This window comes from Faecalibacterium sp. I3-3-89, assembly GCF_023347275.1.
GTDB lineage: Bacteria > Bacillota > Clostridia > Oscillospirales > Ruminococcaceae > Faecalibacterium > Faecalibacterium butyricigenerans.
In genome coordinates this window covers 2196625-2220799 of record NZ_CP094468.1, presented here as the reverse complement: position 1 = coordinate 2220799, position 24175 = coordinate 2196625, and the positions used below count along the sequence as shown (strand labels likewise).

Genomic DNA, 24175 nt, shown 5'->3' with positions numbered 1-24175 from the left:
AGGGCAGGGGAGTGTTGGCTCTCCGTGAGGGGCTTTGCAGCTTCCGGGGGAAGACGGGCAAAGCAAGCAAGGTGGCACCGCAGATTCGAATTTCTCGACTCTGTCCTTGTGGATGAACACACAGGGACAGGGTCGTTTTGTTATACGAGAACAAAAGCCCGTCCCGCAGGTGGAGCGGGTTTTTATTTTATATGCCGCCCGCTCCAAGGAAGGAGCAACCGCTATGAAAACCATGAACATGATCTCCCGCCGCAGTTTTCTGAAGGTGGCAATGGCCGCCGCCACGGTTTCCGCTCTGGGCCTGACCGGCTGCGGCTCTTCGGCCTCGGGTACTGCGTCCGGCACCGCCTCCAGCGCAGCAGCTTCTTCTGCTGCCGCCAGCGAGGCAGGGCAGACCTTTAAGGTCGGCATCGTCAACTATGTGGACCACGCCTCCCTGAACCAGATCGTCGAGTCGGTGGAGAGCCGTCTGGACGAGGTGGCCAAGGAGAAGGGCGTCACCTTCGACTACGCCGACTATTACGCCAACGCACAGGCCGACCAGACCAACCTGAACCAGATCGGCGCCGACCTCGTGGCCGATGGGGTAGACGTCATCGTGGCTGTGGCCACTCCCACCGCCGCCACCATGCTGGCTGCAGTGGAGGACACCGACATCCCCGTGGTCTACTCTGCCGTTACCGACCCCGCCGCCGCCGGCTTCGACACCGAGCCGAACATCACCGGCACCTCCGACGCCCTGAATACGGACGCCATCATGAACCTCATTCTGGCCGTCAACCCCGACATCGACACCATCGGCCTGCTGTACGACCTGAGTCAGGATGCCTCCACCCAGGCCATCGCCGACGCCAAGGCCTTCTGCGACGGCAAGGGCATCAAGTACATCGAAAAGAACGGCACCACCACCGCCGAGGTGCAGATGGCCGCCGAGGCCCTCATCGCTGCCGGTGTCAAGGCCGTCTTTACCCCCACCGACAATACCGTCATGACCGCGGAGCTGTCCATCTACGAGACCTTCATCGAGGCAGGCGTCCAGCACTACACCGGCGCGGACAGCTTCGCACTGAACGGCGCATTCGTGGGCTACGGCGTCGATTACGTCCAGCTGGGCGAGGCCACGGCCGATATGGTGGTGGAGCTGCTCTGCGACGGCAAGACCCCCGCAGACCTGCCCTTCCAGACCTTCGACAACGGCATCGCTACCATCAACACCGAGACCTGTGAGGCTCTGGGCCTCGATCTCGACACCGTGAAAAAGGCCTTCGCGCCCTACTGCACCGAGGTCGTGGAAGTGACCACGGCGGAGAACTTTGGCTGAACTGTACATTAACTGTTAAAGGAGCACACCATGCTGGCGAGTATCTTTTCGCTCAATGTCATCCAGACCGCGCTCGAGCTGGGCTGCATCTACGCCCTCGTTGCGCTGGCCCTGTTTCTGAGCTATTCCATCCTGAATATCGCGGACCTGTCCACCGACGGCTGCTTCACCCTTGGCTGCGCCGTCGCCTGTCAGGTGGCGCTGACCGGCCACCCCTTCCTCGCCTTGCTGGCGGCGATGGCGGCTGGCGTGTGCTCCGGCTTCGTTACGGCTTTTTTGCAGACCCGGCTCGGGGTTGAAAGCATCATGGCCGGCATCATCGTCAACACCGGCCTGTATACGATCAACCTCGCGGTGATGGGCTTCTCCTCCACCATGTCGCTGGTCAAGACCGAGACGGTCTTTTCCATCGCCAAGCGCGCCCTGAGCTTTACGGGCGGCTGGTATAAGCTGGTGCTGGCGGCGGCGGTCATCGCACTGGCCGGGGCTGCGATGGTGGGCTTTCTCGGCACCCGCCTCGGCCTGTCCATCCGCGCCACCGGCGACAATGCCGCGATGGTGCGGGCTTCCAGCATCAACCCGGCCTTTACCATCACGGTGGGCCTGTGCATCTCGGGCGCACTGACCGCCCTGTCCGGCGGTCTGCTGGCCCAGTACCAGAAGAGCTGCGACATCAACGTGGGCACCGGTATGGTGACCATTGCGCTGGCCTCCCTCATCATCGGCGAAACGCTGGTGGGCAGGCGGACGATGGTGCGCCGGGTGCTGGGCGTCGTCTTCGGCAGCTGCCTCTACCGCTTCATCGTGGCGGTGGCCCTCCGCTTCAACGTCCCGGCGGCTGCGATGAAGCTGGTAAGCGCCATCATCGTGGCTGTGGCCATCTCGATGCCTGCGATCAAAGAAAAAATCGCCTTTGAGAAGCGCCGCAGTGCGGCCCGAACCCGGAAGGAGGGTGTGTGAGATGGAGATGCTTGAGCTTCGCGGTCTGCACAAGACCTTCAACCCCGGCACCGTCAACGAAAAGATCGCCCTGAACGGTGTCAGCCTGACGATGGAGGCGGGAGACTTCGCCACCATCGTCGGCTCCAACGGCGCGGGCAAATCCACCCTCTTCAACGCCATCACCGGCGGTTTCATCGCCGACGAGGGCAGCATCACGCTGGGCGATGAGGACATCACCTTTACGCCGGAATACCAGCGCAGCCGGGTCATCGGCCACCTGTTCCAAGATCCCCTCAAGGGCACGGCCCCCAACATGACCATCGAGGAGAATCTGGCGCTGGCCTATCTTCGCGCCGGAACTGCCCCCAACGCCATCTTCTCCCGCATCTCCCGCAAAGACAAGGAGATCTTCCGCGAAAAGCTGGCCCTGCTGGACATGGGCCTCGAAGACCGGATGAAACAGCCGGTGGGTCTGCTGTCGGGCGGTCAGCGTCAGGCGCTGACCCTGCTGATGGCCACCCTCGTCACCCCGAAGCTCCTGCTTCTGGACGAGCACACCGCCGCCCTCGACCCCGCCACGGCGGAAAAGGTGCTGGATCTGACCAAGAGCATCGTGGCCGAGAAGAAGATCACCTGCCTGATGGTCACGCACAATATGCATCAGGCGCTGGAGCTGGGCAACCGCACCCTCATGATGGACGCAGGACGCATCGTTTTCGACGTCAAGGGCGAAGCCCGGAGCCGGATGACGGTGGACGACCTGCTGGAAAAGTTCCGCGAGAACGCAGGCAAGGCCCTCGACAACGACCGCATCCTCCTGAGCAAGGTGGAAAAGGATAACTGAAACCAAAAAAGACCTCTGCACGAGATGGCGTGCAGAGGTCTTTTGCTGTCTTTACAGCTTGTCTTCCTTCAGGTAGCGGATGAGCAGGGGCAGCTCGTAGATCAGCATGGAGAGCCAGCCGATGCCGTAGCTCACGGGCAGGAACCGAAGCTCGACCTTGAGCAGCAGGATCAGAATGGCGGCGGCCAGCACCCGGAAGCCCATGTTGAGCATACTGCTGGTCAGGGTGACCTTCAGGTCGCCCAGACCCCGGAAGCCGCCCTGAATGCCGTTGGTCACACCGGGCATCAGGTAGAAGAGGGAGGCGCACCGCAGGAACCGGACGCCCAGTTCGATGACAGCGGGGTCGTCCACGAAGAGGGAGATGATGGGGCGGGCAAAGAGCAGGCAGACTGCCATCAGGAGCAGGCCGTAGACAAGCTCGATGCGCAGGCCGCAGAAAAAGCCCTGCCGCACCCGCTCTTTTTTGCCTGCGCCGTGGTTCTGGGCCATCAGGGTGGTCATGGCGTGGGCGATGTTCTGCTGGGGCATATAGGTGAAGTCGTCCACCCGGCTGGCGGCGGTGAATGCCGCCATGGCGTTGACGCCAAGCGTGTTGACGATGGCTTGCACGGCGATCTTGCCCAGCTGGACGGTGGCCTGCTGCATGGCGCTGGTCCAGCCATACTGGACGGTGCTGCGCAGCAGCGAGCTGTCAAAGACCAGCCAGCGCCGACCCAGCTGAAGGACAGGGATCCTGTACTGGATGTAAATGACGCAGAGCACGCAGCAGAGGGCCTCGCTGAGGACGGTAGAGAGGGCGCAGCCCTCGCTGCCCCAACCCAGCACCTCGACGAAGAACAGGTCGCCGCCGATGTTCAGCACGGAGCTTATCATCAGGAAGTAGAGGGCGCTCTTGCTGTCGCCCAGCGCCCGCATGGTGGCCGCGAGGAAGTTGTAGAAGAAGGTGAAGATAAGCCCGGCAAACACGATGCGGAGGTACTGCACCGCGATGGGCAGGATCTCCGTCGGCACCTGCATCAGCCGCAGCAGGGGCGTCGCCAGCAGGACACAGAGGGCCGAAAAGACCAGCGAGAATACGGTACCCGCGATGGCGGTGGTGGAGACCTGACGCTCCACCCGCTGGGTGTCGCCCGCGCCGTAGGCTGTGCTGACGAGGATGCCCGCGCCGAGGCAAAGCCCGTTGATGAAGAGGATGGCCAGCGTCATCAGCGGATTGGAGGTACCAACGGCGGCGAGGGCGTCCTCGCCCACGAATTTGCCCACGATGATGCTGTCGGCGGCGTTGTAGGTGAGTTGGAACAGGTTGCCCAGTACCAGCGGAACGGTGAAATCGACCAGAAGGGGCGTGATGGCCCCGGTCGTCATGTCTTTTGTCATGCGTCCTTCTCTTTTCCTTTTAATAAATATGCTTATAAGATGCTCTGTCGTCCGCTGAATACCGCCAGCGCCGAGCGGCTGGTGCCGTTGGCGATGAGCTGCGCTGCTGCATGGAGGGCTGCGCCTGCGCTGGGGGAGGCCGGGATGGCATCGGTGCGCAGGACCCGCTGCGCGGCCCGGGCTGCGTCGGCGGTGGTGACGGCGGCGATGTTGTCCACGACGTAGGCGTTGTAGTTGCCGGGCACGAGGCCGAAGCCGATGTCCGGGATGCCGTGAGGCCCGGTGAGTCCGCCGCTGAGGGCCTGACTCTCGTATGGCTCCACCGCCACGATGCGGACATCGTTCGTCCACGCCTTGACCGTCTCGCCCACGCCGGTGATGGTGCCGCCGCTGCCCACCCCGATGACGATGCTGTCCACGATGCTCGAGCCTTCCCGGGCGATGGAGCGCACCAGCGCAGGCCCGGTGACCCGGCGGTGGTAGGTGGGGTTGTCGTCACTGCGCAGCCAGTCCATGTAGAACCAGCCCTTCTCGGCGGCCTTTGCCTCGGCCTCCGCCCGCGCCCCGGCAGGGCCTGCCTGCGCGGGGGTGTGGAGGATCTGTGCTCCGAGGCGGAGCAGGCTTTCCTGCCGCATGGCAGGGGCATCCTCCGGCATGACCAGAACCACCGGGTGGCCCGCCGTCTGCCCCGCCAGCGTCAGCGCCGTGGCAAAGGGGCCTGACACGGCCTCCACGATGGGCTGGCCGGGGGTCAGCGCCCCCCGCGCAAGGGCCAGCGCCAGCATCCCCTCGGCCAGCTCGTCCCGGGCGGTGCCGGTGGGGCCGTTGCAGTTCAGATAGGCGTACAGCCGTCCCCGCAGCCCGCAGGCCGCAAGATAACCCCGCAGCTCGACGATGGGGCCGGGCAGCAGGGTCTGGTAGATGTTGGGGTAGATGGGCACGGGCGGCCTCCTTTCGTCTTCCGGGATACAACAAGGGTCAGCACCTATAACTTTAGCGCAAAGGGCCGGAAGCGTCAAGCGGGATTTGGGCAGAAAAGAGAAAAATGCGGAGAAAATCTGGCAAAATGACGCAAAAAGTTCTTGACAAAGGGGGCGGCGTCTGCTATACTCCGTATGTAAAGCAAAAAACCTTTACAAACAGCGGAGGTCAGAGCAGGACAGAACATGGCAAAAGACTTTGAAATGGGCTATCTGCTCGATTTTTACGGCGAGGTGCTCACGCCCAAACAGCGCGAGATGCTGCGCCAGTATTACAACGACGACCTCTCCCTCAGCGAGATCGGAGAAAACTTCGGCATCACCCGGCAGGGGGCGCGGGACGCCATCAAGCATGGCGAAACGACCCTCAAGGAGCTGGAAGACAAGGTGGGCTTTGCTGCCCGGTACCGCCGGGTGCAGCAGACACTGGAAGAGCTGGAGCAGCTGGTCATTGACGCTCGGTTCGAATGCACCGGCCCCGGTGCCCGGCTGACCACCACCGAGTATGCCGCCACCCTGACCAAGATGCTGAGGCTCATCCGCTCCATCGACGAAGTGAATGAGAGCTGAAAATGGATTTGAGAGGAGCACCGCACAATGGCATTTGAATCTTTGACCGACCGCCTTGCCGGTGTGTTCAAAAAGCTGCGCGGCCACGGCAAGCTGAACGAGGCGGACATCAAGGCCGCCATGCGCGAGGTCCGGATGGCCCTGCTGGAAGCCGACGTCAACTACAAGGTGGCGAAGGACTTCTGCGCAAAGGTCTCGGAGCGTGCGATGGGGCAGGAGGTCATGGAGAGCCTGACCCCCGCCCAGCAGGTGGTCAAGATCGTCAACGAAGAGCTGATCGCTCTGATGGGCGGCGAGGAAGCCCCCCGTCTGGTCATCAAGAACAAGGGCCAGACCATCATCATGCTCTGCGGCCTGCAGGGCAACGGTAAGACGACCCACGCAGCCAAGCTGGCCAAGTATTACATCAAGCAGGGCCGCCGCCCGATGCTGGTGGCCTGCGACATCTACCGCCCCGCCGCGATCGATCAGCTGCAGGTGGTGGGCAAGCAGGCCGGTGCGCCGGTGTTCACCCTGCCGGGTGCCAAGCCCCCGGAGATCGCCCGCAAGGCGCTGGCCCACGCCAAGGACTACGGCAACGACATCGTCATCCTCGATACTGCAGGCCGACTGCAGATCGACGAAGTGCTGATGCAGGAGCTGGTCCAGATCAAAGAAGCCGTCCCCGTGGACGAGACGCTGCTGGTCGTGGACGCCATGGCCGGTCAGGACGCGGTGAATGTCGCCAAGACCTTCAACGAGACGGTGGGCATCGACGGCATCATCCTCACTAAGACCGACGGCGATACCCGCGGCGGCGCAGCCCTCTCGGTGCTGTCCGTTACCGGCAAGCCCATCAAGTTTCAGGGCACCGGCGAAAAGCTGGACGACCTTGAGGTCTTCCACCCCTCCCGCATGGCAAGCCGCATCCTCGGCATGGGCGATGTGCTGAGCCTCATCGAGCGCGCACAGGACGCCGCCGACGAGAAGCTGGCCGAAGAGACCGCCAAGCGGATGATGGAAAACAAGTTCGATATGAACGATATGCTGGCCCAGTTCGCCCAGATCCGCAAGATGGGCGGCGCAGGTGCTATGCTGAGCATGCTGCCCGGGATGTCCGGCATCGACGCCAGCCAGATCGACGAGAAGGCCTTCGACCGCATCGAGGCCATGATCTACTCGATGACCAAGGCCGAGCGCGAGGATCCCTCCATCATCAACCCCAAGCGCAAGCGCCGCATCGCAGCGGGCAGCGGCACGCAGGTGTCTGACGTCAACAAGCTGCTCAAGCAGTTTGAGATGATGCAGAAGATGATGAAGCAGCTCAAGAAAAGCCCGAAGGGCTTTGCCCGCAAGCTGGGCGGCATGATGGGCAACCCGGGCGCCTTCCGGGGCATGAAATAATTACGGTATACACCCCGGCACGGGGTTGTACAGATAGATTTAACCCCCGCAAGCCGGGGAACAAGAAATTTTTGGAGGATATTACCATGGCAGTTAAGATTCGTCTGCGCCGCGTCGGCGCCAAGAAGGCTCCCTTCTATCGTGTTGTTGTCGCTGACAGCCGCTTCCCCCGCGACGGTCGTTTCATCGAGGAGATCGGCACCTACGATCCCAATCAGGAGCCTTCCGTTGTGAGCATCGACGGTGAGAAGGCCAAGGCTTGGATCGCCAACGGCGCTCAGCCCACCGACACCGTCCGTGTGCTGCTGAAGAAGTCTAACATTCTGTAAGGTGGAGGGCTGACTCATGCAGGAGCTGTTGCTGGCAGTTGCCCGCGGCCTCGTGGAGGATAAGGACGCCGTCAAGGTCACGGTGGACGCTCCCCGCGAGGACGGCACCATCGTCTACCACCTGAGCGTGGCAGAGGGAGATATGGGCCGTGTCATCGGCAAGCAGGGCCGGATCGCAAAAGCCATTCGTGTGGTGATGCGCGCGGCTGCTGTGCGGGTCGATGAAAAGGTCCTTGTTGAGATCGACTAAGCACCCTACAGGCCCTTTGCTGTAATGGCAAAGGGCCTTTTTGATTTATAAACGAGCTTGCCCTCTCAGGCGCTTGCGCGCCAGCTCCCCCAAAGGGGGAGCCAAAAGCCTCTCCCTTTGGGAGAGGTGGCAATGCGAAGCATTGACGGAGAGGGCAAGGACGCTAAACAGGAGCGAATTTATGCAGCAATATCTGGAAGCAGGCAAGGTCGTCACCACCCATGGCGTGCGCGGCGAAATGAAGCTGGAGCTGTGGTGTGACGGCGTGGATTTCCTCAAAAAGACGGGCCGCCTCTATGCCTCGGCAAAGGGCGGCAAGTGCTATAACATCGCCTCCATCCGCCCGCAGGGGCAGATGGCACTGCTCCAGCTGGAGGGCGTGAATGACATGGACGCCGCCCGCGCCCTGCGGGGGCAGGTGTTCTACTTCGACCGCAATGACGCCACCCTGCCGGAGGGCCGGTGGTATGTGGCCGACCTCATCGGCTGCGAGGTGCGGGACGCCGACACCGGCAAGGTGTACGGCGTCGTCACCAGCGTGGATCATCCCGGCGCACAGGACATCTACACGGTCAAAGCCCCCGGCGGAAAAGAATATATGTTCCCCGGCGTGGACGCTTTCCTGAAAGAGCGCAACCCGCCCGAGGGCTATATCCTCGTCACCCCCATCCCGGGCCTGCTGGATGACGACTGTGACAGTGAGCGGGAGGGGGAGTGAGCGATGGGAATGCGCGTGGACATCGTGACCCTTTTCCCCGAAATGTGCCAGCAGGTGCTGGACGCCAGCATCATCGGCCGCGCGGCCAAGCGCGGCTATATCGAGACCCACTGCCATCAGATCCGGGACTACACCCTCAACAAGCAGAAGCAGACCGACGATTACCCCTACGGCGGCGGCTGCGGCATGGTGCTCTACGCCCAGCCCATCGCCGACTGCCTGCGGGCCGTCCAGAAGGAAGTGGCGGAACAGGGGCGTCCTGCCCCGCATATCGTGTTCTTGACGGCGGGTGGTCAGCGCTACACCGAGGAGCACGCCCGCAGACTGGCCGAGTACGACAACCTCACGCTGGTCTGCGGCCACTATGAGGGCATCGATGAGCGGGTCATCGATGCTTTTGCGGACGAAGAGATCTCCATCGGCGACTATATCCTCACCGGCGGAGAGCTGGCCAGCCTCGTGGTGGCCGACAGCGTGCTCCGCCTCAAGCCCGGCGTTCTGGCCGAGCAGAAGGGCTACGAGGAGGAGAGCTACTGGGACGGCCTGCTGGAATATCCCCAGTATACCCGCCCCGAGGTCTGGGAGGGCCGTGCCGTGCCCGACGTCCTGCTGGGCGGCGACCACCAGAAGATCGACGCATGGCGGGGCGAAAAGAGCCGGGAGCGCACCCGTCTGCGCCGCCCGGAGCTGTATGAACAGTGGTGTGAGACCCACCCCATCACCGAGCTGCCCAAGTGGAAACGGGGCGAAAACGTCCGCCTCGTCCGGACGGAGGAACAGTATCAGGCGGCGGCGAAGCTCTTTTGTGAGGGACGCCGCACCATCTGCGCCGGGAACTGGACGGCAGAGTATTGTGCGGGTCTGCGGGAGGAAGCCTTCCTCGCCCAGCTCAAGGCAGAGAAAAAAGAGGGCTGGGCCTGCTATCTCCATACCACGAAGGATGTGCCGGACGGTATGGTGAGCGTAGACCACAAGACGGGCCGCATCGAACATCTGTTCGTCGCGGCAGACGCCCGGGGAAAGGGCATCGGCCAGAAGATGCTGGACTTTGCCCGCAAAAAGCTGGAAGAGCATGAGCATCCGACCCTGACCGTGCTGGACCAGAACACCCGCGCCATCGCCCTTTACCGCCGGATGGGCTGGAAGCTGACCGGGGAGGCGGCACGGGTCTTTGACCCCGCAGAGGACGGCTTCGTGCAGCAGCGCTGTGAGCTGCTCGTGATGCGCTGGGAGGGCTGAAAAGCCTGTCAGACGCAGTCAGAGGAGCAGGAAGAATGTCATAGTACGGCCTGTGGTCGAAAAAATGTTGAAAACTTTTGTATTGCCTCGCCAACACTGGGGGAATAATTTTGTTGTCTTTGTATAAAAGGTGAAAAATGCCCCCCTCATCCTTGGGAAAACCGCCAAAAATGCGTCCGGGGTCTGTACAACGGTTTCGCTTTGCGCTAAAATAATCACAACGCAACAGGCGCGAAACATAATTACATTCCTTAGAACGATAATAGATAGGAGCGTTTTACTATGTACGTCAAAGAAGTTACCGTTGAAAATCAGGTTGGTCTGCACGCCCGTCCGGCAACCTTCTTTATTCAGAAGGCCAATGAGTTCAAGTCTTCCATCTGGGTCGAGAAGGAAGAGCGCCGCGTGAACGCTAAGAGCCTTCTGGGCGTCCTGTCTCTGGGCATCGTGGGCGGCACCACCATCCGCATCATCGCCGATGGCGCCGACGAGCAGGCTGCTGTCGATGGCCTCATCAAGCTGGTCGAGTCCGGCTTTGCAGAGTAATCCAGTTCCATTCGTGTATGAGCGGCGGGGGTCATCCTTGCCGCTTTTTTGGTATTTTGCGTCAGAACAAAGGGAGGCATTTCCATGAAAAGACTGAGTGAAGAGACCCTGCGCAAGTATGTTGATTTCTGCGATTCCGGTCGTCCTTGGTATTTTGCGCTGGGTGTTTTTGTGACCCTGCTCATCGTGCAGACGGCGCTGTGGTTTGCGGCCGATGAGGACGAGAAGCCCAGCCAGTGGGCCACTCTGCCCGCATGGTTCGGCATCTTCCAGTCCATCGGATGCATCCGCAAGGCCCGCGAGAACCGGAAGCAGAGCGCAGAATGACCAAGGCGGAGTTATACCAAAAGGCGTGTATGCTGCCGCTTTTGCCCGGAGTATATATCATCCGGGACAAAAGCGACACCATCATCTATATTGGCAAGGCCAAGCGCCTGCGCATCCGGGTGAGCCAGTATTTCCGGGAGGGCGTGCCCCACGACAACAAGGTCAGCCAGATGATCGCCCACGCCTACGCCTTTGATGTCATCGTCTGCCAGAGCGAGTTTGAGGCGCTGGTGCTGGAAGCCAGTCAGATCAAGGCCCACACCCCCAAGTACAATATCCTGCTCAAGGACGATAAGGGCTACAGCTATATCAAGGTGACGAAGGACGAGTGGCCCCGCCTCTCGTTTACCCTCCAGAAGGAGGACGACGGCGCGGAGTATATCGGCCCCTACACCTCGAGCTTTGCGGCCCGGCAGATGGCCGAGACGGCGATGGACGCTTTCCTGCTGCCCCGGTGCAACCGGCGGTTCCCGCAGGAGATCGGCCGGGGACGCCCCTGTCTGAACGCCCACATCGGAAAATGCATGGCTGTGTGCAGCGGAAAGATCAGCTGCGAGAACTACAACGAGGCCGTCAAAAGCGCCGTCCACCTCATCCGTTACGGCAAGAAGGACATCCTGAAGCTTCTCAGCGAGCGGATGCAGGAGGCCTCCGACCGGCTGGAATTTGAGACAGCAGCCCTCATCCGCGACCAGATCGCCGCCATCACCAAGGTGACGGCGGGGCAGAAGGTCGTGGTGGACCCCGACGTGGAGATGGACGTGGTGGCGCTGGCGGGCACGCCCGGCAGCGTCTGTGCAGCCGTTCTCCGGTTCCGGGAGGGACGGCTGACGGACAAGAGGGAGTTCCTTTTCCACGATACCGCCGACATCCCGGCGGTGCGGGAGGAGTTCCTGCCCCGGTACTACCTTGACGACGAGCAGATCCCGAAGGTCATCGCCGTGGACGAGCTGCCGCCGGACGCCGACGCCCTGCAGCAGGCCCTCAGCGAAAAGCGGGGCAGCGAGGTGCAGCTTTACGTCCCCCAGCGGGGCGATAAGGCGCATCTGGTCGAGATGGCCCACACCAACGCCGTCGAGCGTCTGGCCCGGGAGAGCGGCCGCTATGCCCGGGAGGAAAAGCTTCTGGACGAGATGGCGCAGGTGCTGGGCCTGCCGAAGCCTCCCCGCACCATCGAGAGCTACGACATTTCCAACTGGGGCGACGGCACCAGCGTCTGCGGCATGGTCACATTCCGGGACGGCAAGCCCTATAAGGCGGGCTACCGGAAGTTTCGGATGAAGACGGTGGCCGGTACGGACGACTACGCCTCGCTGGCCGAGACCGTCTCCCGCCGTGCGGCTGAATACGAAAAATACTCCGGAATGGCCGCGAATGGCGAACCCAGCAGCAACTATTTCGGCCAGAAGCCGGACCTGCTTCTGATGGACGGCGGCAGGGGACAGGTGAGCGCCGCCAAAGCCGCTCTTGCCGGGACCGCGCTGGCGGATGTGCCGCTCTATGGCATGGTGAAGGACGACCACCACCGCACCCGCGCCATCGTGGACAGCGAGGGCCGGGAGATCGCCATCAACATGAACCGGGGGACGTTTACCTTCATCACGGCCATTCAGGACGAGACGCACCGCTTTGCCAATGCGTACCGCAGGCAGCAGATGAACAAAAAGAGCTATTCGTCCACCCTTACCGAGGTGCCGGGCGTCGGCCCCAAGACGGCCAAGGCCCTGATGGCCCAGTTCAAGAGCGTGGGAGCCGTAAAAGAGGCGACCCCCGACCAGCTGGAGAACACCCCCGGCGTGGGGCGGCAGATGGCCCAGACCATTTACGAATATTTCCACCCGCAGGGGTGAAGCAAGTGGAAAAGTCCGGCGCAGACCAGTCTGTGACCGGGCTTTTTGCAGGGAAGGAGTTCTTATGTACCAGTTCCAATACGACATCCGCCCGGGCCGCTACCGGCACTTCAAGGGCAACGAGTATCAGGTCCTCGGGATGGCCCGCCACAGCGAGACCGAGGAGGAGATGGTGGTCTACCGTCCCCTGTACGGTGAGGGCGGGCTTTGGGTGCGCCCGGCGGCCATGTGGGCCGAGGTGGTGGAGCGGGATGGCAGACGTCAGCCGCGCTTTGCCTATATCGGCGAGTGAGGACTTGCACTGTCTGCCGAAACGCGATACAATGGGTTTTGCAGGGCAAACAGACCTGCGAGACGGGATCCACAAAACTTCGGCATAGAAAAAGAAAAACTTCGGAGGATAAAAGCTATGGCTTGTACTACCATCCTTGTGGGCAAAAAAGCCTCGTATGACGGCTCGACCATGATCGCCCGGAACGACGATTCCGGCTCCGGCCACTTCACTGCGAAAAAGTTCGTCGTCGTCCAGCCGGAAGAGCATCCGGCTGTCTACAGATCCGTCCTCTCCCATGTGGAGATCCCCCTGCCGGGCAATGCCCTGCGGATGACCGCAATGCCCAACGCCGTGGAGGGCAAGGGCATCTGGGCCGCTTCGGGCGTCAACGCCGCCAACGTGGGCATGACGGCCACCGAGACCATCACCTCCAACCCCCGGGTGCTGGGCGCGGACCCGCTGGTGGTCTACCAGCCCGCGCAGGACGGTCAGCCGGAAGTGCCCGGCGGCATCGGCGAGGAGGACATCGTCTACCTCGTCCTGCCCTACATCCACTCTGCCCGGGAGGGCGTGCTTCGTCTGGGCAGACTGCTGGAGGAGTACGGCACCTATGAGATGAACGGCATCGCCTTTCAGGACGTGGACGAGATCTGGTGGCTCGAGACCATCGGCGGCCACCACTGGATGGCCCGCCGGGTGCCGGACGACGCCTATGTGGTCATGCCGAACCAGCTGGGCATCGACGCCTTCGACCTCGAGGACGCTTTCGGCGCACAGGAAAACTATCTCTGCTCGTCCGACCTGCGGGAGTTCATCCGGGACAACCACCTCGACCTTTCGCTGGACGGCTGCCTGAACCCCCGGGACGCTTTCGGCAGCCACGACGACGCCGACCACGTCTACAACACCCCCCGGGCATGGTTCATGCTTCGCCACCTCAACCCGAATACATGGGTCTGGGACGGCCCTGCCGCCGACTACGGTCCCCAGTCGGACGACCTGCCCTGGTGCATGGTGCCGGAGCGGAAGCTGACCCCGGAGGACGTGAAGTATGTGCTGTCCTCCCACTATCAGGGCACTCCCTTCGACCCCTACGCCAGCTATGGCGACAAGAGCATGAAGGGCGCTTACCGCTCCATCGGCATCAACCGCAACGACTTCATGGCCCTCATCCAGATGCGGCCTGACCTGCCCGAGGACATCCGTGCGGTGGAGTGGATCGCCTACGCATCCAACGCCTTCAACACCATGGTGCCCTTCTACACCAACGTGGAGCGTACCCCGGCCTACCTCGCCTGCACCACCGGCGAGGTCTCCACCGACAGCTTCTACTGGGTGAGCCGGATGATCGCCGCCATGGCCGATGCCTCCTATGCCAAGAGCCTCATCCATGTGGAGCGGTACGAGGAGGGCGTCCTTTCCGCCAGCCGTGCCCTGCTGAACCAGTACGACAGAAAGATCTCTGCCGCCGAGGAGGGCCAGCGTGCCGCCCTGCGGGAGGAGGCCAACACCGCCATCGCCGCCGAGCTGAAGAAGCGTGCCGCCGATACGCTGGACAAGGTCCTCTTTGAGCTGAGCAGCGGCATGAAGAACGCCTACGCCCGTTCGGACGCTTGAGAAGCCGTCAAAATCGGTCAGACAGAGTCATAAAATCGCCATCCGCCCCGGGACAGAGCGCGCCGGGGCGGATTTTTTGTGCTCTTTTGCGGGTTGTATCCTACTGTTTGTGCAGAGTGACTGATTTTAGGAGATATATTTTGGCAGACGAATTGACGGAAGGTGATTGATTTTGACGGAGGATTTGCTATAATACAGACAGAAACAGTCAAAACGATTCAAACACAACCAGAATCGTGCAACAGGAGGGATAAAGATGTTGGCAGAAGAGAGGCTGGCCCGCATCATGAAGCTTCTGAGCCAGCAGCGCACCGCGACGGTGCAGGAGCTTTGCGAGGCGCTGGATGCCAGCGAATCCACCATCCGCCGCGACCTGAACGAGCTGGACCGGATGGGCAAGGTGAACAAGGTGCACGGCGGTGCGACGCTGCCCGACAGCCAGTTCCTCGCCGACGAGCCGACGATGGCCGCGAAGGAAGCGCTGGCCGTCGCCCAGAAAAAGTGCATCGCCAAGGCGGCTGCGGCCCTCATCACCGCAGAGGACTTCGTCTTTCTGGATGCAGGCAGCACCACGCTGGCCCTCGTCCGGGAGCTGAACGGCCCGGCGCTGGATGCCCGGTACGTCACCAACGGCGTGGCCCACGCCCGGACGCTGGCCCAGAAGGGCTGCAAGGTCTTTCTGCTGGGCGGGCTGCTGCGGCCTGAGACAGAGGCCATCATCGGCGCTGCGGCCCTTTACAGCCTGCAGCAGTACAACTTCACGAAGGCCTTTCTGGGGGCCAACGGTGTGGCGCTGGACGCCGGATTCACCACCCCCGACCCCGAAGAGGCGGCGGTCAAGGCCACGGCGGTGCGGCGGGCCAGAGAAGCGTGGTTCCTTGTGGATGACTCCAAGTTCGCCCGCGTCTACCCGGCGGTCATCGCCGAGCTTTCCGGCGGCGCGATCCTGACGAACCATTGTCCGAATCCAAAATACAGACAATTCACTCTGATAAAGGAGGCAGCAGAATGATCTACACGGTAACATTCAACCCGGCCATCGACTATGTCGTGCGGCTGGATAGGCCGCTGGAGGTAGGCGAGGTGAACCGCGCCAAGGGCGAGGACTGCGTGCTGGGCGGCAAGGGCATCAATGTGTCCGGCGTGCTGGCCGAGCTGGGATGCCGGAGCACGGCGCTGGGCTTTGTGGCCGGTGAGACGGGGGCATGGCTCGAGCGGGGCTTGGCCGCGCAGGGCATCACCACCGACTTCATCCATCTCGCGCAGGGCATGACGCGCATCAATGTCAAGATCAAGGCCGGGCAGGAGACCGAGCTGAACGGTGCAGGCCCCGACATCCCCGAGAGCGCGATGGAGCAGCTGGAAGCCCAGCTCGACCAGCTGGCAGAGGGAGACATCCTCATTCTGGCGGGCAGCATCCCGTCCAGCCTGCCCCAGACCACCTACGAGCGTCTGCTGGCCCGTCTGGAAGGCCACGGCGTCCACACGGTGGTGGACGCCACCCGCGACCTGCTGGTGAACGTATTGCAGTATCACCCCTTCCTCATCAAGCCCAACAACCACGAGCTGGGCGAGATCGTGGGGCGCACCCTCACCACCGACGCCGACATCACCGCTGCTGCCCGCACATTACAGGAAAAGGGCGCACGGAACGTGCTGGTGAGCATGGCCGGGGATGGCGCGCTCCTGCTGGACGAGAAGGGCGAAGTCCACCGCATCGGCACCCCCAAGGGCAGGGTGGTCAACAGCGTGGGCGCAGGCGACAGCATGGTGGCCGGCTTTGTGGCGGGCTACCTGCGCAGCGGCAGCTATCGGGAGGCCCTCCGGCTGGGCACTGCCTGCGGCAGCGCCACCGCATTCAGCCTCGGGCTGGCAAAAAAGGAAATGATCGACGCCCTGTTGGCGACGATTTAAGAGATAGAAGGAAACAAGGAGAGGAGAACACTATGCGAATCACGGAATTGTTTACGGCACAGTCCATCGCACTGGACGAGGCCCAGCAGGACCGCAGCCAGATCATCGACCGTCTGGTGGAACTGCAGGCGACCCATGGCAACATCAAGGATAAGGAGGCCTACAAAAAGGGCCTCTACGCCCGCGAGGACGAAGGCTCGACCTATGTGGACAACGGCATCACCGTCCCCCACGCCAAGTGCGACTGCGTCACCCGGCCCAGCCTTGCGGCCCTCCGCCTGAGCACCCCGGTGCAGTACAACGCCGAGGACGACGGCAAGACCGACCTGCTGTTCGCCATCGCAGCGCCCCAGAATGGCAGCCTCCACGTCGATATGCTGGCCCGCATGATGCAGATGCTCATGAATGAGGACTTCGTGGAGAAGCTGCGCACCGCCAAGACCCCGGCGGACTTCCTCGCCGCCATCGACGCGCAGGAGGAAGAGCAGTTCGGCGATGAGAGCTTCACCGATCAGGAGGTCAATGTGGGCTACCGGGTGCTGGCTGTCACCGCCTGCGTCAACGGCATCGCCCACACCTACATGGCCGCTGAGGCCCTGAACAAGGCTGGCGCAAAGATGGGCGTGCCCATCAAGGTGGAGACCAACGGCTCCGACGGCGCAAAGAACATCCTGACCAAGGACGAGATCGCCAACTGCGACGGCATCATCGTGGCGGCGGAAAAGAAGATCGAGACGGCCCGCTTCGACGGCAAGCCCGTCCTCTTCACCCGGGTGGATGACGGCATCCACAAGCCCGAGGAGCTTATCCGGAAGATCACCTCCGGCGAAGTCCCCGCTTTCCACGCAGAGGGCGGCGCACAGGCCGCAGAGGACGCCTCTGCCACCGACAGCTTCGGCCGCAGCCTCTACAAGAACCTGATGAACGGCGTCTCCCATATGCTGCCCTTCGTGGTGGGCGGCGGTATCATGATCGCGCTGGCCTTCCTACTGGACGATTACAGCATCGACCCCGCAAACTTCGGCATGAACACCCCGCTGGCCGCCTTCTTCAAGACGGTGGGCAGCGCAGCCTTCAGCTATATGCTTCCCATTCTGGCGGGCTTCATCGCCATGTCCATCGCCGACCGTCCGGGTCTGGCCGTCGGCTTCGCAGGCGGCGTGCTGGCCATGAACGGCACCAACTTCGCCGGCATCGCTGCCGGTGAGACCACCGGCGTCTCCGGCGGCTTCCTCGCCGCCCTGCTGGCCGGCTTCGTGGCCGGTTATGTGGTGGAGTTCCTCAAGAAGATCACCGAGAAGCTCCCCGCCAGCCTCAACGGCATCCGTCCCATGCTCATCTACCCGCTGGGCGGCATCCTCATCGTGGGCGCGGTCATGTGCGGCATCAACCCCGTCATGGGCATGATCAACACCGCTGTGACCAACTGGCTGAACGCCATGGGCGGCACCTCCAAGGTCCTGCTGGGTGCGATCGTGGCCGGTATGATGAGCATCGACATGGGCGGTCCCTTCAACAAAGCAGCTTACGTCTTCGGCACCGCAGCCCTCGCCTCCGGCAACTATGAGGTCATGGCCGCTGTTATGGTGGGCGGCATGGTGCCTCCCATCGCCATCGCCCTCTCCACCACCTTCTGCCCCAAGAAGTGGACGGCCGATGAGCGCCGCAACGGCATCGTGAACTACGTCATGGGCCTCTGCTTCGTCACGGAGGGTGCGATCCCCTACGCCGCTGCCGACCCGCTGCGCGTCCTGCCCAGCTGCGTCATCGGTGCAGCCCTCTCCGGTGCCCTGTCCATGACCTTCGGCTGCGCCCTCCGCGCTCCTCATGGCGGCATCTTCGTCTTCCCGGTGGTGGACCATGCGGTGATGTACTGTGTGGCTCTGGCCATCGGCAGCGTCGTGGGCGCGGTCATCCTGAGCCTGCTCAAGAAAAACCGCACCGAGGAGTAACGAAAAGCCATCCTCTTCTTTTTCAGGTATCAATCGCCAAAGGCCCCCACCCGGCAGCACCGGGTGGGGGCCTTTGGTATGAGAAAAAGATAACCTCTCCGTCATTGCTTCGCAATGCCACCTCTCCTATCGAGGAGAGGCCTTGGCATTCCGGAAAGCTTAATCTCTTCGCCAGAGGCTCCCCTCGGTAGGGGAGCTGTCGAGCGAAGCGAGACTGAGAGGTTGCTTCTCATAAAACACAAAAACCCGCCTGGCAGCGGGTTTTTGTGTATAGAGGGGTGGGAAAGTATATAAAGTGGTGAATCGCATCATTGGACGGCAGCGTGTCGTGCCCGAACACCGGAAGACCGGCGGCACAGCGGAAACTCTGAGGCGTTGCCTTGCAGTATGTATTATACCCGAATTTGTTTTCTTGTCAAATGCAAAATTTTGGTTTTGCTTTAATTTAACACTTTACTTTTTGACCAAAACTTTATATAATTAAAGGCGGCAAAACGAAAACTGACTTTTGCGCGGGTTGTGCTATTGCTACAACAATAAAACTTTACTTTCGAAAAATTTTGGATAATGTAACATATTTCAAAAGGAGTACTTTTCCCATGGACGATTTGGACCGCAAGATTCTCGCCCTCCTCGCAAAGAATGCCCGTATGCCGGTGAAGGAGATCGCCGAAAAGGTGGCACTGACCAGCCCCGCCGTCTCCAGCCGCATCCATAAGCTGGAAACAGACGGCATCATCAGCGGCTACACCGTGATGCTCAACCGCCCCGCCGACCGGGTCTATGTGGACGCCCTCATCAGCCTGTCGGTGGCCCCGTCCCAGCGCGACGAGCTGGTGGAGCTGATGCAGAACAGCAAGGAGGTGCTGCAGTGCTACCACGTCACGGGCGCTTACACCTTCCTCATCAAGGTGAGCTGCGGCAGTATGCCTCAGCTGGAGCACCTGATCTTGCAGTTCCAGAAACTGGGAACGACCAGCACCCAGATCATCCTCTCGACGCCCGTGAACCACGGCGACCTTGAGGCCATGATGCTCTGAGTTCACAGAACTGTTACATCTGCGGTGCAATTTTCGCCCGCTGCGGGACGTTTATCGAATAGCAGCGCTGAAACATCAAATACTATCGCTGTGTACCGAAAAATTCCACCCTGCGAACGAAAGGATAAAACTGAATATGAAACGTATCATTGCTTGTCTGATGGCCGGTATCCTGATGCTGGCTCTGGTGGGCTGCGGCACGTCCGGCAGCTCTTCTGCGGCCGCAAAGAAGGACTATACCCAGATCCTCCACGACGCCCGCAGTGACGAGGACAACGAGTATCTGATGATCTTCACCAAGGGAGAAGACGGCAAGTTCACCGCCCAGTACGGCTACAGCGCCGAATACGAGGCTGACCAGCTCTCCGATGAGGTGGCCAACATGATGATGCCCCTGCTGGGCCTCGAGGACGGTATGTACGACGACTTTGCCGCCTCCGTCTCCGGCATGATGGTCAGCGTCTACGGCGTGGCCATCGTCAAGCCCGCAGAGGGCAGGACGCAGGACGTCGTCGATGCGATGGATGCCTACGTCCAGAGCCAGCAGAAGGCGATGGAGCGGTATCTGGAGGACCAGTACGAGATCGCCAGCGCAGCCCGGGTCGTGACCGTCCCCACCGGTGAGGTGGTCATGGTCTGCTGCGAGGACAGCGACACCGTCCTCGAAAACATCAAAAAAGCTCTGGCTGCATAATCCCCCTGTGCACCAAAAAAGCCCCCGCTTCCGGCTGGAAGCGGGGGCTTTGCGTTATCGGTCGTTACGGATTCTCGATGGCGTTCACGAGCTTGTTTGCGATGTAGGCATGGCCCTTGATGGTGGGATGCACGTCAAGGGTGGTCTCGGTGTTGGGGATGGCCACATAGGTCAGGTCGTAAGTCTTTGCGATCTGCTTCTCAAACTTGTTCAGCTTGCTGAAGTAGCTGCGCCAGCAGGGGATGAGAGGCACGGGGTTGGTGTAGCCGATGAGAATGATCTGCGCGTCCGGGTTCAGCTTGCGGATCTCCTGCACGATGGAGATGAGGGCGGCGGAGGTCTTGGGGTAAGTCTCGTCACAGATCTTGCTCATGCCGGAGAAGAAGAGGTTCCATGTGGCGTCCGTCTCTGCCTTGGTCAGCTTCATGTCCTTGATGCTGCGGTAGATGGTGGACATGGTGGAACCGGAGCCTTCGCTGCGCAGATCACCGGCCAGAATGGTGGCGGCCAGCTTCTCGCTCTTCCAGTTGGTGGCGTTGCCCAGACCCACGATGCAGGGGACGAAAGCGTCGTTGGAGCCGATCTGGACCGAGATGACGTCGGCCTTGCGGATGTAATCCTGAAACTCCGGGTAGTTGTACTCGCAGCCGGAGGCCATATTCATCTGCGGCATCTTGCCATACTGGATCATATCCGCGAGGTCGGGGGCCGTCAGGGCCGGCAGACCGAGGTTGATGGCGTGGTCACGGTCGAGGCCGAGCGTCTCCGCCACCTTGCCGACGTAGCAGTCGGGGGAGTAGCCTTTGAAGTTGGGGACCATATCGACGCTGTAGCCAGCGCGTGCGCTGTACTGGACATCGGCCAGACCGACGCCGGCGCAGATGCTGTCGCCCAGTGCGACGTAGGTGAGCTGCTTATCCTCTTTTTCTTCAGAGACCGCAGCTTCGGTGGCAGAGGGGTCCGGGTCGGCCTTGGCCGTCTCAGTGGCAGAGGCCTCGGCGTCTGCCGGGGTCTCGGGCTGCAGGGCAGCTTCCGGATTCAGGGTAACGATAACGTGGTCATCGCTGGCGGCAGCGGTATCGGCGGCTGCGTCAGCGCCCTCAGCCAGTGCGGGGACGCTGAACATCGACACCAGCAGCAGGGCGGAGACGGCCAGACTTGCAAAACGCTTGTTCATGGCAGAAAAATCCTTTCGTGAGATCAATAGTCGCGGGGAGAGATGTCGGCCTCGAGCTGACGGTAATCGATCTTGCCCACAGGGGTCATCGGCATCTCAGGGATGAACTTGTAGGCCACGGGCTGGACATATTCGGGCAGCTCCTCGGCGCACATCCGCTCCAGCTCCCGCACCACCTGCTTTTTCTTGGCCGTGGTGTCAGGTTTGAGCACGACGTAGACGAAGGGCAGACGGCCCTGCACATGATCCTTGTCGGCGCAGCCCACCACAGAGCACTGATGGACAGCCGGGTGGCGGCTGATGACGTTTTCGATCATAGAGGGGAAGACCTTGAAGCCGTCGTGGCGGATGATGAGGCGCTTGATGCGGGAGTCGAGGAAGACGAAGCCGTCCTCATCCAGATAGCCGATGTCGCCGGTGTGCACCCAGATGCGGCCATCGGGGTGGCGGCGGAGGATCATGTCCGTCTCGTCGGGCTTGTTGTAGTAGCCCTTCATGGTGGTGGGACCGGAGATGCACAGCTCGCCCCGCTCGCCGATGGGCAGCTCCTTGTCCGTGCCCGGCTCGAAGGCGGCGACGAGGGTGTTGACCATAGGGATGCCGACGCTGCCCAGCTTGTTGTTCGTGCCGGCGGCGACGGTGGCAGCGGAGGCCACCTCGGTCATGCCGTAGCCCTTGGCGATCGGGTAGCGGACGCCATGGGCGGCGAGGAAGTCGTTGACGGTCTGCTCTGCGCCCCGGGCGATGGCGTCGCCGCCGGCGGCGTAGTTGAGGATGAAGGAGAGGTCCTTATCCCGCAGCTTGGGGTCAGCGGCCAGCTGCTGGTAGTGGGCGGGCACGCCGAACATATGCTCGGGCTTGTACTTGAGCACCAGACTGCCCAGCTTGGCCGGGTCGAGATTGGGGATGATGATGACCGTGAAGCCCAGCACCAGCGGCAGATGGACGCCGCAGGCGTAGCCGTAGGCGATGAAGGGGGGCATGATATTCATGAGCTTCTGGCCCCGGTGGAACAGCTTATCGTAGGCGCGGAACTGCTGCGCGATGGCGTTGAAGCTGTTGTCGGTGAGCATGACGCCCTTGGGAGAGCCGGTGGTGCCGCCGGTGTGGACCACGACACAGGCATGGTCGGGGTCGTAAGGCTCAGCAGCGGTGCTCTGGTTCTTGCCGTTTGCGATGAACTGCTTCCAGCGGATGGCGTTGGAGGCGTACTTGTTCTTGTCGGGGGTGGTCAGCCTATAGCCCACGGCCATCACCGGGGGCAGGGAGTCGGCCGGAGAGAGGACGATGACCTTTTCCACGTTGGTGCGCTTGGCGGCCTGACGGCAGCGCTCGTACACGACGTTCAGGCAGACCAGAAGATGGGAGTCCACCTCCTCGATGTACTCGTGGATGCCCTCGACGCTGTAGCGGGGGTCTACGAGGTTCAGGGTAGCGCCGATCATGTCTGCTGCATAGAACAGGGCGATGACCTCGGGGGTCATGACGCTCACTACCGTTATGATGTCGCCCTTCTGGACGCCGACGCCCCGCAGGGCGGCGGCAGTCTTCTTGACGTTGACGATGAGGTCAGCATAGGTGAACTTCCGGCCGTAGTAATCCAGCGCGGTGTCGTTCAGATGGTTTTTGTTCCGCTGGCAGACATATTCGAATGCCGAGACGGTGGGAAGGGTCTGCTCAATGTACTTCTGGTCGTAATATTTGAGCCAGGGCCGAGCCTGAGATGCGTAAATGGGATCCTGCGTCATCATCGATTCCTCATTCCTTTATGTTTGTAGGCCCCGGAAGGGGCGGGTCTTCTGTTTTGTTCCAATGCCACTCCTGCTATTGTAGTAGAGCGGGGGACAAAAGTCAATAAACAGGGGAAGAACAATGAGGAAAACGCAAGAAAAAGTTTACAATTCGCGGCACCATGCCTCGGCCTCGGCGGCACTGCAGAGCACCCAGTGACGGGGCCGCAGCTCCCGCCACTGGGGAGCCTCGGCGGAGTAGTCGTGGATGGCGGGGTCGTAGACCAGCAGCTTTTTCTGCCGCTCGCGGCGGGGGCTGGGCATCGGGATGGCCGACAGCAGGCTCCGGGTGTAGGGGTGGATGGCGTGCGTCACCAGCTCTTCGGCGTCGGCCAGCTCCACGATGTCGCCCTTGTGGATGACGGCGATGCGGTCGGAGATGTACCGCATGACCGAGAGGTCGTGGGCGATGAAGAGGTAGGTGATGCCGCGCTCTTTTTGCAGGTGGCGCAGCAGGTTGAGCACCTGTGCGCGGATGGACATATCCAGCGCCGAGATCGGCTCATCGGCGATGATGAACTCCGGCTCCACGATGAGGGCGCGGGCGATGCCGATGCGCTGCCGCTGGCCGCCCGAGAACTCGTGGGGGAAGCGGGAGGCGAACTCCGGCAGCAGGCCCACATCCAGCAGCGCCTGCCGGACTTTTTCGTCCCGCTCGGCGGCGGAGAGGTCGGGCCGGACGTTCATCAGGCCCTCGCCCACGATGTAGCTCACCTTGGCGCGCTCGTTCAGGGAGGATTGGGGGTCTTGGAAGATCATCTGGATCTCCTTGATGACCTGCCTGTCCAGCGCGTGGGAAATTTTGCCGTTGATCTGCTGGCCCTTGTAGAGCACCTGACCGCCGGAGGTGGGCAGGATGCGCATGATGGCCCGGCCGATGGTGGTCTTGCCCGAACCGGACTCGCCCACCAGACCGAAGGTCTCGCCCTTATAGATGGTAAAGTTTGCGTTCTTGACGGCCTTGTAGGCTTTGCGGCCGGAGCCGTAAGTCACCTCGAGGTCTTTCACCTCGAGCAATACTTCGCGTTCGTCTGCCAT

At 61.8% G+C, this 24175-nt stretch carries 24 protein-coding genes; 19 read left to right on the top strand and 5 right to left on the bottom strand.

Annotated features, from left to right (window positions below; translation table 11 throughout):
• The first annotated feature begins 223 nt into the window (after window positions 1-223).
• The 3 genes from MTP38_RS10795 to MTP38_RS10785 are packed head-to-tail and all read left to right on the top strand — an operon-like array spanning window position 224 to window position 3107.
• Window positions 224-1321, top strand: a complete 1098-nt coding sequence (locus tag MTP38_RS10795) for an ABC transporter substrate-binding protein (protein WP_227620521.1) — start codon at window positions 224-226, stop codon at window positions 1319-1321.
• A gap of 30 nt (window positions 1322-1351) precedes the next feature.
• Window positions 1352-2281: an ABC transporter permease gene (locus tag MTP38_RS10790; RefSeq protein ID WP_227620519.1), complete on the top strand. Its 930-nt coding sequence runs from the start codon at window positions 1352-1354 to the stop codon at window positions 2279-2281.
• Window positions 2282-2288: 7 nt separating this feature from the next.
• Window positions 2289-3107, top strand: a complete 819-nt coding sequence (locus tag MTP38_RS10785; protein ID WP_304999964.1) for an ABC transporter ATP-binding protein — start codon at window positions 2289-2291, stop codon at window positions 3105-3107.
• A 51-nt stretch (window positions 3108-3158) separates the two neighbouring features.
• Here the strand turns inward: MTP38_RS10785 and MTP38_RS10780 are convergent, their stop codons facing one another.
• Window positions 3159-4487, bottom strand: coding sequence for an MATE family efflux transporter (locus MTP38_RS10780; RefSeq protein WP_249233551.1), 1329 nt, complete (start codon window positions 4485-4487; stop codon window positions 3159-3161).
• 32 nt (window positions 4488-4519) lie between these two features.
• The gene (locus MTP38_RS10775) at window positions 4520-5428 is read right to left on the bottom strand and encodes a pyridoxal-phosphate dependent enzyme (RefSeq protein WP_227620513.1); all 909 of its coding nucleotides are present in this window, start codon (window positions 5426-5428) and stop codon (window positions 4520-4522) included.
• Between the two features lie 225 nt (window positions 5429-5653).
• Between MTP38_RS10775 and MTP38_RS10770 the strand changes: the two genes are divergently transcribed.
• The 16 genes from MTP38_RS10770 to MTP38_RS10695 all read left to right on the top strand — a co-directional run bounded on the left by MTP38_RS10770 (window position 5654) and on the right by MTP38_RS10695 (window position 20170).
• Complete coding sequence (locus MTP38_RS10770) at window positions 5654-6037, top strand: sigma factor-like helix-turn-helix DNA-binding protein (RefSeq protein ID WP_227620511.1); 384 nt, start codon at window positions 5654-5656, stop codon at window positions 6035-6037.
• 27 nt (window positions 6038-6064) lie between these two features.
• Window positions 6065-7420 (top strand): signal recognition particle protein, encoded by a 1356-nt coding sequence (gene ffh / locus MTP38_RS10765; RefSeq protein ID WP_227620509.1) that lies wholly within the window; start codon window positions 6065-6067, stop codon window positions 7418-7420.
• Between the two features lie 86 nt (window positions 7421-7506).
• A complete protein-coding gene (rpsP, locus tag MTP38_RS10760) occupies window positions 7507-7749 on the top strand; it encodes a 30S ribosomal protein S16 (RefSeq protein ID WP_015565585.1) in 243 nt (80 codons plus the stop codon).
• A gap of 16 nt (window positions 7750-7765) precedes the next feature.
• The gene (locus MTP38_RS10755) at window positions 7766-7999 is read left to right on the top strand and encodes a KH domain-containing protein (protein ID WP_015565586.1); all 234 of its coding nucleotides are present in this window, start codon (window positions 7766-7768) and stop codon (window positions 7997-7999) included.
• Window positions 8000-8180: 181 nt separating this feature from the next.
• Window positions 8181-8717: a ribosome maturation factor RimM gene (rimM, locus tag MTP38_RS10750; protein ID WP_249233550.1), complete on the top strand. Its 537-nt coding sequence runs from the start codon at window positions 8181-8183 to the stop codon at window positions 8715-8717.
• A gap of 3 nt (window positions 8718-8720) precedes the next feature.
• On the top strand, window positions 8721-9956 hold the full coding sequence (gene trmD / locus MTP38_RS10745; RefSeq protein WP_249233549.1) for a tRNA (guanosine(37)-N1)-methyltransferase TrmD: 1236 nt from the start codon (window positions 8721-8723) through the stop codon (window positions 9954-9956).
• A gap of 282 nt (window positions 9957-10238) precedes the next feature.
• Window positions 10239-10502 (top strand): HPr family phosphocarrier protein, encoded by a 264-nt coding sequence (locus MTP38_RS10740; RefSeq protein WP_005920365.1) that lies wholly within the window; start codon window positions 10239-10241, stop codon window positions 10500-10502.
• Window positions 10503-10586: 84 nt separating this feature from the next.
• Window positions 10587-10829, top strand: coding sequence for a hypothetical protein (locus MTP38_RS10735; RefSeq protein ID WP_227620504.1), 243 nt, complete (start codon window positions 10587-10589; stop codon window positions 10827-10829).
• Window positions 10826-12679 carry an excinuclease ABC subunit UvrC gene (gene uvrC, locus MTP38_RS10730; RefSeq protein WP_249233548.1) on the top strand — a complete coding sequence of 618 codons (1854 nt, stop codon included), beginning with the start codon at window positions 10826-10828 and terminating at the stop codon, window positions 12677-12679. Before MTP38_RS10735 ends, uvrC begins: the two co-directional genes overlap by 4 nt.
• A 64-nt stretch (window positions 12680-12743) precedes the next feature.
• On the top strand, window positions 12744-12971 hold the full coding sequence (locus MTP38_RS10725) for a DUF1653 domain-containing protein (RefSeq protein WP_227620500.1): 228 nt from the start codon (window positions 12744-12746) through the stop codon (window positions 12969-12971).
• Window positions 12972-13088: 117 nt separating this feature from the next.
• On the top strand, window positions 13089-14570 hold the full coding sequence (locus tag MTP38_RS10720; RefSeq protein ID WP_249233547.1) for a C69 family dipeptidase: 1482 nt from the start codon (window positions 13089-13091) through the stop codon (window positions 14568-14570).
• A 256-nt stretch (window positions 14571-14826) separates the two neighbouring features.
• On the top strand, window positions 14827-15582 hold the full coding sequence (locus tag MTP38_RS10715; protein ID WP_249233546.1) for a DeoR/GlpR family DNA-binding transcription regulator: 756 nt from the start codon (window positions 14827-14829) through the stop codon (window positions 15580-15582).
• Window positions 15579-16484 (top strand): 1-phosphofructokinase, encoded by a 906-nt coding sequence (gene pfkB, locus MTP38_RS10710; RefSeq protein ID WP_249233545.1) that lies wholly within the window; start codon window positions 15579-15581, stop codon window positions 16482-16484. The genes MTP38_RS10715 and pfkB overlap by 4 nt, the downstream gene beginning before the upstream one ends.
• 32 nt (window positions 16485-16516) lie before the next feature.
• Window positions 16517-18436, top strand: coding sequence for a PTS fructose transporter subunit IIABC (locus tag MTP38_RS10705; protein ID WP_249233544.1), 1920 nt, complete (start codon window positions 16517-16519; stop codon window positions 18434-18436).
• Between the two features lie 599 nt (window positions 18437-19035).
• On the top strand, window positions 19036-19476 hold the full coding sequence (locus MTP38_RS10700) for an Lrp/AsnC family transcriptional regulator (protein WP_227620491.1): 441 nt from the start codon (window positions 19036-19038) through the stop codon (window positions 19474-19476).
• A gap of 136 nt (window positions 19477-19612) precedes the next feature.
• Window positions 19613-20170 (top strand): DUF4358 domain-containing protein, encoded by a 558-nt coding sequence (locus MTP38_RS10695; protein ID WP_249233543.1) that lies wholly within the window; start codon window positions 19613-19615, stop codon window positions 20168-20170.
• Between the two features lie 64 nt (window positions 20171-20234).
• On the opposite strand, the gene MTP38_RS10690 is transcribed toward MTP38_RS10695, so the two are convergent.
• The 3 genes from MTP38_RS10690 to MTP38_RS10680 all read right to left on the bottom strand — a co-directional run bounded on the left by MTP38_RS10690 (window position 20235) and on the right by MTP38_RS10680 (window position 24175).
• Window positions 20235-21347 (bottom strand): SGNH/GDSL hydrolase family protein, encoded by a 1113-nt coding sequence (locus MTP38_RS10690; RefSeq protein ID WP_249233542.1) that lies wholly within the window; start codon window positions 21345-21347, stop codon window positions 20235-20237.
• A gap of 23 nt (window positions 21348-21370) precedes the next feature.
• The gene (locus tag MTP38_RS10685; RefSeq protein WP_249233541.1) at window positions 21371-23098 is read right to left on the bottom strand and encodes a class I adenylate-forming enzyme family protein; all 1728 of its coding nucleotides are present in this window, start codon (window positions 23096-23098) and stop codon (window positions 21371-21373) included.
• A gap of 144 nt (window positions 23099-23242) precedes the next feature.
• A complete protein-coding gene (locus MTP38_RS10680; RefSeq protein WP_249233540.1) occupies window positions 23243-24175 on the bottom strand; it encodes an ATP-binding cassette domain-containing protein in 933 nt (310 codons plus the stop codon).